The organism is Pseudomonas sp. GM55 (assembly GCF_000282395.1).
GTDB lineage: Bacteria > Pseudomonadota > Gammaproteobacteria > Pseudomonadales > Pseudomonadaceae > Aquipseudomonas > Aquipseudomonas fluorescens_CC.
Genome location: NZ_AKJJ01000024.1, coordinates 1 through 7,037, shown reverse-complemented (window position 1 = coordinate 7,037; position 7,037 = coordinate 1). Strand labels below are relative to the sequence as shown.

7 protein-coding genes are annotated in these 7,037 nt (G+C 59.8%); all 7 read right to left on the bottom strand.

Annotation, left to right across the window (positions count from 1 at the left end; genetic code table 11):
* Positions 1 to 400, bottom strand: a 400-nt coding sequence (locus PMI31_RS03585; RefSeq protein ID WP_008016290.1) for an Hpt domain-containing protein, incomplete at its 3' end; no start/stop codon positions are given.
* Positions 401 to 451: 51 nt separating this feature from the next.
* Positions 452 to 1,240: a protein phosphatase CheZ gene (locus tag PMI31_RS03580; protein ID WP_008016287.1), complete on the bottom strand. Its 789-nt coding sequence runs from the start codon at positions 1,238 to 1,240 to the stop codon at positions 452 to 454.
* A gap of 21 nt (positions 1,241 to 1,261) precedes the next feature.
* Positions 1,262 to 1,633 carry a chemotaxis response regulator CheY gene (locus tag PMI31_RS03575; RefSeq protein ID WP_003183998.1) on the bottom strand — a complete coding sequence of 124 codons (372 nt, stop codon included), beginning with the start codon at positions 1,631 to 1,633 and terminating at the stop codon, positions 1,262 to 1,264.
* Between the two features lie 167 nt (positions 1,634 to 1,800).
* Entirely contained in the window at positions 1,801 to 2,541 is a 741-nt protein-coding gene (gene fliA / locus PMI31_RS03570) for an RNA polymerase sigma factor FliA (RefSeq protein ID WP_008016286.1), read from the bottom strand.
* Positions 2,538 to 3,368: a flagellar synthesis regulator FleN gene (fleN, locus tag PMI31_RS03565; protein WP_008001746.1), complete on the bottom strand. Its 831-nt coding sequence runs from the start codon at positions 3,366 to 3,368 to the stop codon at positions 2,538 to 2,540. Before fleN ends, fliA begins: the two co-directional genes overlap by 4 nt.
* 116 nt (positions 3,369 to 3,484) lie before the next feature.
* On the bottom strand, positions 3,485 to 4,819 hold the full coding sequence (flhF, locus tag PMI31_RS03560; protein ID WP_008016284.1) for a flagellar biosynthesis protein FlhF: 1,335 nt from the start codon (positions 4,817 to 4,819) through the stop codon (positions 3,485 to 3,487).
* Between the two features lie 11 nt (positions 4,820 to 4,830).
* Positions 4,831 to 6,960 carry a flagellar biosynthesis protein FlhA gene (flhA, locus tag PMI31_RS03555; protein WP_043302173.1) on the bottom strand — a complete coding sequence of 710 codons (2,130 nt, stop codon included), beginning with the start codon at positions 6,958 to 6,960 and terminating at the stop codon, positions 4,831 to 4,833.
* Positions 6,961 to 7,037 lie beyond the last annotated feature (77 nt).

Here is a 7,037-nt window from a genome sequence, read left to right as displayed (position 1 = left end):
CCCCAGCCGATTGCGGCTCGGCCAGACGGGCCAGCGCCGCGAGCAGTTCAGGTGTCGCGGCCGTGATCGGGCTGCGCTCGCGGACTTCGCTGAACATGCTGTTCACCGCGTCCAGCGCTTCGAGAACCACGTCCATCAGTTCCGAATCGACGCGACGTTCACCCTTGCGCAGGATGTCGAACACGTTCTCGGCGATGTGGCAGCACTCCACCAGCTCGTTGAGCTGGAGGAAGCCGGCGCCCCCTTTTACAGTGTGAAAACCGCGAAAAATTGCATTGAGCAAGTCCGCATCATCCGGACGGCTTTCCAGCTCGACCAGTTGCTCGGACAGTTGCTCTAGAATCTCGCCGGCCTCAACCAGGAAATCCTGAAGGATCTCTTCATCGGCGCCGAAGCTCATTAAGGGTGTGCTCCTAACAGACAGGTCTAAAAACCTAAAATGCCTAAAATTCTAAAACCCCAGGCTGGATAGCAAATCGTCCACATCGTCCTGACCGGACACAACGTCTTCTCTTTTATCGGCATGAATCTGCGGACCTTCACCCTGAGAGAGATGTTTTTGTGGATCTTTTTCAGCAAGCATCGCTTCACGGTCATGTTCGATGCCCGCAAAGCGGTCTACCTGACTGGCCATGAGCACGAGCTTGAGCAGGTTGCTTTCAACTTCGGTGACCAACTGGGTCACACGCTTGATCACTTGCCCTGTGAGGTCCTGGTAATCCTGGGCAAGCAGGATGTCGTTGAGGTTGCCCGACACCGCGCGATTGTCCGTGCCACTGCGCGCCAGGAACCCGTCGACCCGCCGCGCCAGCTCACGAAACTCTTCGGCACCGACTTCGCGACGCATGAAGCGCCCCCAGTCGGTGCTCAAGGCCTGGGCTTCCTCCGCCAGGCCATTGACCAGCGGCGTGGCACTTTCCACCAGATCCATGGTGCGGTTGGCCGCGGCTTCGGTCAGCTTGACCACATACCCCAGGCGCTCGGTGGCATCGGTGATCTGCGACACTTCTTCGGCTTGCGGCATGTGCGGGTCAATCTGGAAATTGACGATCGCGCTATGCAGTTCGCGAGTGAGCTTGCCCACTTCCTGATACAGGCCGCGGTCACGGGTCTGGTTGAGCTCATGGATCAATTGCACCGCGTCGCCGAACTTGCCCTTTTCAAGGCTCGCAACCAATTCGACGGCGTGTTTTTTCAGGGTCGATTCAAAATCGCCCAATGACGTTTCGTTATTGCCCATAGCTCCCCCGTGGCGCACTCATCAACCGATGCGTTCGAAAATCTTCTCGATTTTTTCTTTCAACGCCTGGGCCGTGAAGGGTTTGACCACATAGCCGTTAACGCCGGCCTGGGCCGCTTCGATGATCTGCTCGCGCTTGGCTTCAGCGGTCACCATCAGCACCGGCAGGTGCTTGAGCTTTTCATCGGCGCGCACGTGGCGCAGCAGATCGATACCGGTCATGCCAGGCATGTTCCAGTCCGTTACCAGAAAGTCGATGCTTCCGCTGTTGAGCACCGGAATGGCGGTAGTGCCATCGTCGGCCTCGACGGTGTTGGTGAACCCAAGGTCACGCAGCAGGTTCTTGATGATCCGCCGCATCGTTGAGAAGTCATCAACGATGAGGATTTTCATGTTCTTGTCCAATTCGACCTCCAAGCAGTCTTAAACGCGCCCAGCACCTGGACGCGCCATTTCAATCAATCCGGCAAAGCACTCAATGACTGTCTGGAGCACAACAGATCGCGACCGGCGCAGTTCAACACCACACCAGCCTCGTTCGCAGTGCCCCCACACTGCCTTCAGCGCGCTCGCCACTCCCCCAAACGCCCCCGCAAACGGGCCGCGCACTGGCTGTGTAACTGGCTGACCCGCGATTCGCTGACCCCCAGGACCTCACCGATTTCCTTGAGGTTCAACTCTTCGTCGTAGTACAGCGCCAACACCAGTCGCTCACGCTCCGGCAAATTGGCAATCGCATCCGCCAGCGCAGCCTGGAAGCGTTCATCTTCCAGATCGCGTGACGGCTCGAGATGAGCACTCGCGCCATCCTCGTGCAGCCCTTCGTGTTCGCCGTCCTGCAACAGATCGTCGAAACTGAATAACCGGCTGCCCAGGGTGTCGTTCAAAATTCCGTAGTAATCGTCGAGACTCAATTGGAGTTCGGCCGCAACTTCGTGATCTTTAGCGTCACGGCCGGTTTTCGCTTCAATCGAGCGAATCGCGTCGCTGACCATGCGCGTATTGCGGTGAACCGAACGTGGCGCCCAGTCCCCCTTGCGCACTTCATCGAGCATGGCGCCGCGGATTCGAATGCCCGCGTACGTCTCGAAACTGGCGCCTTTGCTGGCGTCGTATTTGGTCGATACTTCAAGCAGGCCGATCATCCCGGCCTGGATCAGGTCTTCGACCTGGACACTGGCCGGCAAGCGCGCCAGCAAGTGGTAAGCAATGCGTTTAACCAGCGGCGCGTAACGCTCGATCAGCTCGTACTGCGCATCACGCGCCGATCGCTTGTAGAGGTTGTAACCGCTTGCTGTCATAGCACGGGTCCCGCTGTTTGCTGCACGAGGCGCTCGACAAAAAACTCCAGGTGCCCGCGCGGGTTGGCAGGCAGCGGCCAGGTATCGACTTTCTGCGCGATGGCCTTGAACGCCAGCGAGCACTTGGAACGCGGGAAAGCTTCGTAGACGGCGCGCTGTTTCTGCACCGCCTTGCGCACGCTTTCGTCGTAGGGCACCGCGCCGACGTATTGCAGGGCGACGTCGAGGAAGCGATCCGTGACCTTGGTCAACTTGGCGAACAGGTTGCGTCCTTCCTGCGGGCTCTGGGCCATGTTGGCCAGGACGCGGAAGCGGTTCATGCCGTAGTCGCGATTGAGCAATTTGATCAAGGCGTAGGCATCGGTAATCGAGGTCGGCTCGTCACACACCACCAGCAGCACTTCCTGGGCTGCACGAACGAAGCTGACTACCGAGTCACCAATGCCCGCAGCGGTGTCGATCACCAATACGTCGAGGTTGTCGCCAATATCACTGAAGGCCTGGATCAGGCCCGCGTGTTGCGCAGGACTCAGATGCACCATGCTCTGAGTGCCGGATGCGGCCGGAACGATACGGATGCCGCCAGGCCCCTGCAGCAGTACGTCGCGCAGTTCGCAGCGGCCCTCGATCACGTCGGCCAGGGTACGTTTGGGTGTCAGGCCCAGCAGAACGTCGACGTTCGCCAGTCCCAGGTCGGCGTCCAACAGCATGACGCGCCGGCCAAGCTCAGCCAGAGCCAGGGACAAGTTCACTGACACATTAGTTTTCCCGACGCCACCTTTGCCGCCGGTCACCGCGATCACCTGTACGGGATGCATGCTGCCCATGTTATTTCTTTACCTTGTCTTGCATAGACGGAGGCCACATTACTGGCTGCGCGTTCACAAACGGAACAATGCATGGCAGACCATCGATGTAGGTACAAAAACTGTTCATTATTACCTCAGCCAACCTGCTTGGTCGGGCTGTGGTAGATGTCAGCGAACATGTCAGCCATGGCTTCTTCGCTGGGTTCTTCCTGCATTTGCACGCTGACGGCGCGACTGACCAACTGATGACGACGCGGCAGATGCAAATCATCCGGGATCCGCGGGCCATCGGTCAGGTAGGCCACGGGTAACTCATGACTGATGGCCAGGCTCAACACCTCGCCCAGGCTTGCCGTCTCATCCAGTTTAGTCAGGATGCAGCCAGCGAGCCCGCAACGCTTGTAACTGTGGTAAGCGGCCGTTAGAACCTGTTTCTGGCTGGTGGTTGCCAGAACCAGATAATTTTTTGAACGGATACCGCGACCGGCCAGGCTTTCAAGCTGCATGCGCAGGGCCGGATCGCTGGCCTGCAGGCCCGCGGTATCGATCAGCACCACGCGCTTGCGCAGTAACGGCTCCAGAGCCTGCACCAGGGACTGGCCCGGATCGACATGGGTCACCGACACATTGAGAATGCGCCCCAGGGTCTTGAGCTGCTCCTGGGCACCGATGCGGAAGCTGTCCATGCTCACCAGCGCAATGTTCTGCGCGCCGTACTTGAGCACGTAACGAGCAGCCAGCTTGGCCAGGGTAGTGGTCTTGCCCATGCCGGCAGGGCCGACCATGGCGATCACCCCACCCTCTTCCAGCGGTTCGACTTCCGGGGTAACGATCATGCGCGCCAGGTGCGCCAGTAACATGCGCCAAGCCTGACGAGGTTCTTCGATTTCGGTGATCATTGCCAGCAGGTCGCGCGACAGCGGGCCAGACAGGCCGATGCGTTGCAGGCGACGCCAGAGATTGGCCTGGTCCGGACGGCTGCCTTGCAGCTGATTCCAGGCCAGCGAGCCAAGCTGTACTTCCATGAGTTCGCGCAAGCTGTTGAGCTCGAAACGCATCGAGTCGAACGCTCGCGGGTCTACGCCACCGGACGCTGGCGCAACGGCCGGTGCAGGGCGACGGGGTTCGGCGTACGTCGGCTCGATCAGCGGCTCGGCGGCGGTCAACGGCAAACCCGCGAACAACTGACGGTTGGTGCTCTTGTCGCTCTCGCTCTCGCCCTCGCCGCGCAGGCTCAATTCGGCCTGGGCAGTGACGATCCGCGACTGGGTCTTGCGCAGCTCGTCCTCGAGTTCCATGTTCGGAACGCGAGGGGACAGCGCCGACAGTTTGTAATCCAGCGCAGCCGTCAGCTCGACACCACCGGCGATCCGGCGGTTGCCAATGATGGCGGCATCAGCGCCCAGCTCATCGCGAACCAGCTTCATGGCCTGACGCATATCGGCGGCGAAAAAACGCTTAACTTGCATAAACCACTACCTCAGCCGTTGGGCCCTACTGTCGCAACGATGGTCACTTGCTTGTTGTCAGGGATTTCCTGGTAAGCCAACACATGCAAACCCGGGACTGCGAGCCGGCCAAATCGCGAGAGCATTGCGCGAACCGGACCGGCCACCAGCAGAATCACCGGCTGACCTTGCATCTCCTGACGCTGCGCCGCGTCGATCAACGAGCGTTGCAGCTTCTCAGCCATGCTTGGCTCCAGCAGAACGCCCTCTTCCGAGCCTTGTCCTGCCTTTTGCAGACTATTGAGCAATATCTGTTCCAACCTTGGCTCCAGCGTGATAACTGGCAGCTCCGACTCAGTGCCTACAATGCTTTGGACGATTGCACGGGATACGCCAACCCGCACGGCAGCCACCAGCGCGGCGGTATCTTGACTCTTGGCGGCATTGTTGGCGATGGCTTCGGCGATGCTGCGAATGTCCCGCACCGGTACCTGTTCGGCCAACAACGCCTGCAAAACCTTGAGCAGTTGCGACAGCGACAACACGCCCGGCACCAGTTCTTCGGCCAGTTTCGGCGAGTTTTTCGCCAGCAATTGCATCAGTTGCTGTACCTCCTCGTGGCCGATCAGCTCGCTGGAGTGCTTGTACAGAATCTGGTTCAAGTGAGTAGCCACTACTGTACTGGCATCGACCACGGTATAGCCAAGGGATTGCGCCTGGGCGCGCTGGCTGATTTCGATCCAGACCGCCTCCAGGCCGAAAGCCGGATCTTTGGCGGTAATGCCATTGAGCGTGCCGTAGACCTGCCCCGGATTGATCGCCAGCTCGCGATCCGGGTAAATCTCCGCTTCAGCCAGGATCACCCCCATGAGGGTCAGGCGATAGGCACTTGGCGCCAGGTCGAGGTTGTCGCGGATATGCACGGTCGGCATCAGGAAGCCAAGATCCTGGGACAGCTTCTTGCGCACCCCCTTGATCCGCGCGAGCAACTGGCCGCCCTGGTTACGGTCCACCAAAGGAATCAGGCGATAACCCACTTCCAGGCCGATCATGTCGATGGGTGTCACATCATCCCAGCCAAGCTCCTTGGTTTCCTGGGCGCGGGCCGGCGACGGCAGCAGTTCCTGCTGGCGCTTGACCTCTTGCAGGGCCTGAACCCTGGCGACGTTCTGCTTTTTCCAGAACAGGTAAGCGCCGCCAGCCGCCAGGGCCGCCATGCTCAGGAACGAGAAGTGCGGCATGCCGGGCACCAGGCCCATGACCGCCATCAGGCCCGCCGCCACCGCCAGCGCCTTGGGCGAGGCGAACATCTGGCGATTGATTTGCTTGCCCATGTCTTCCGAACCGGAAGCACGGGTGACCATGATCGCTGCCGCTGTCGATAACAACAGTGATGGCAATTGCGCCACCAAACCGTCACCGATGGTCAACAGCGCATACACCTTGCCGGCGTCGGCGAAGTTCATGTTGTGCTGGAAGATACCGACCGCCATACCGCCGATCAGGTTGATGAACAGGATCAACAGGCCGGCAATGGCGTCACCACGGACGAATTTGCTGGCACCGTCCATGGAGCCGTAGAACTCGGCTTCCTGGGCCACTTCCGAGCGGCGGGCCTTGGCCTGGGCCTGATCGATCAGACCGGCGTTGAGGTCGGCGTCGATCGCCATTTGCTTACCGGGCATCGCATCGAGGGTGAAACGCGCGCTCACCTCGGAAATCCGCCCTGCACCCTTGGTCACCACAACGAAGTTGATGATCATCAAAATCGCGAAAACCACGATACCAACCACGTAGTTACCGCCGATCACCACCTCACCGAACGCCTGGATCACCTTGCCCGCAGCGGCATGGCCATCCTGGCCATGAAGCATCACCACCCGGGTGGACGCCACGTTCAGCGCCAGGCGCAACAGCGTCGCCACCAGCAGAATGGTCGGGAACACCGCGAAATCCAGCGGGCGCAAGGCGTAGACGCACACCAGCAGCACGACGATGGACAGCGCAATGTTGAAGGTGAAGAACACGTCCAGCAGGAACGGCGGCACCGGCAGCATCATCATCGCCAGCATGACCAGCAGCAACAGCGGCACGCCCAGATTGCCTCGACTGAGGTCTGCCATGTTCGTGCGGGCACTGTTGAGCAACTGAGAGCGATCCACCGGTTTCACCATTCCTTTAAAGCAAACTTTTGACGCCTGAAGCAGGCGCAGGGCGGCTACTGCAAGAAGCTTTCCAA

Bases quoted from the DNA above. Each gene is read 5' to 3' on its own strand.
- fliA (WP_008016286.1), bottom strand. From the start codon at position 2,541: ATGACAGCAAGCGGTTACAACCTCTACAAGCGATCGGCGCGTGATGCG.
- PMI31_RS03580 (WP_008016287.1), bottom strand. From the start codon at position 1,240: ATGGGCAATAACGAAACGTCATTGGGCGATTTTGAATCGACCCTGAAA.
- fleN (WP_008001746.1), bottom strand. From the start codon at position 3,368: ATGGGCAGCATGCATCCCGTACAGGTGATCGCGGTGACCGGCGGCAAA.
- PMI31_RS03575 (WP_003183998.1), bottom strand. From the start codon at position 1,633: ATGAAAATCCTCATCGTTGATGACTTCTCAACGATGCGGCGGATCATC.
- flhF (WP_008016284.1), bottom strand. From the start codon at position 4,819: ATGCAAGTTAAGCGTTTTTTCGCCGCCGATATGCGTCAGGCCATGAAG.